5 tRNA genes and 2 rRNA genes are annotated in these 1059 nt (G+C 48.3%); all 7 read right to left on the reverse strand.

Annotated elements, in window-relative coordinates:
• Positions 1-38: 38 nt before the first annotated feature.
• Positions 39-113: transfer RNA gene (locus CSV70_RS16280), tRNA-Met, on the reverse strand.
• An 18-nt stretch (positions 114-131) separates the two neighbouring features.
• A tRNA-Val gene (locus CSV70_RS16285) sits at positions 132-207 on the reverse strand.
• Positions 208-247: 40 nt separating this feature from the next.
• A tRNA-Glu gene (locus CSV70_RS16290) sits at positions 248-322 on the reverse strand.
• Positions 323-345: 23 nt separating this feature from the next.
• Positions 346-437, reverse strand: a tRNA-Ser gene (locus CSV70_RS16295).
• Positions 438-442: 5 nt separating this feature from the next.
• Positions 443-517 (reverse strand) — tRNA-Asn (locus CSV70_RS16300).
• A 44-nt stretch (positions 518-561) separates the two neighbouring features.
• Positions 562-677, reverse strand: a 5S ribosomal RNA gene (gene rrf / locus CSV70_RS16305).
• A gap of 248 nt (positions 678-925) precedes the next feature.
• A 23S ribosomal RNA gene (locus CSV70_RS16310) occupies positions 926-1059 on the reverse strand; the annotation flags it as partial.

The raw sequence follows: 1059 nt of genomic DNA on the forward strand, positions 1-1059 counted from the left end.
TGACAGGCAGGCATGTTAACCGCTACACCACGGGACCTTGGTTGCGGGGACAGGATTTGAACCTGTGACCTTTGGGTTATGAGCCCAACGAGCTACCACTGCTCCACCCCGCGATAATACTATAAAATAAATGGTGGAGGATGACGGGCTCGAACCGCCGACCCCCTGCTTGTAAGGCAGGTGCTCTCCCAGCTGAGCTAATCCTCCTGGGTTATACTACGATGTGATAAACGTATTTTCTATAAAATGGTGACCCCTACGGGATTCGAACCCGTGATACCGCCGTGAAAGGGCGGTGTCTTAACCGCTTGACCAAGGGGCCAATATATAATGAAAGCGTACATCTGGCGGAGAGCAAGGGATTCGAACCCTTGAGGCAGCGCAAACCGCCTACACGATTTCCAATCGTGCTCCTTCGGCCACTCGGACAGCTCTCCAATAATGGCTCCGCAGGTAAGACTCGAACTTACGACCGATCGGTTAACAGCCGATTGCTCTACCACTGAGCTACTGCGGAATAATGTAATGTGGTTATAATGTTTTTTCATAACTTGTCTAACAGACCAGCGATGTCCTACTCTCACAGGGGGAAACCCCCAACTACCATCGGCGCTAAAGAGCTTAACTTCCGTGTTCGGTATGGGAACGGGTGTGACCTCTTTGCCATCATCACTGAACTGTTTTTAAAGCCATGATTATTATATCAAACTGACTGAGAAAGTCAATCCTTTTTACAAAAAGATTTCATTCACTCAAAACTGAATAAAAGACATTGGTGTAGTTCAAGTAACTACTTTTTAGTTTGTCCAGCCTCAGCGGCCAGATGCTCGGGTCATAAGTCAAAGCTGCTACGTGGCAGGAAACGCCACTTCGCATCTTCGCCTTATACCGGTCGCATCTAGGCGGCCGCTTCGGCTTTTCATAATAGGTTAAGTCCTCGATCGATTAGTATCTGTCAGCTACATACGTCGCCGTACTTACACCCCAGACCTATCCACCTCATCATCTTTGAGGGATCTTACTTACTTGCGTAATGGGAAATCTCATCTTGAAGGGGGC

Source organism: Sporosarcina sp. P25, assembly GCF_002743235.1.
GTDB lineage: Bacteria > Bacillota > Bacilli > Bacillales_A > Planococcaceae > Sporosarcina > Sporosarcina ureae_B.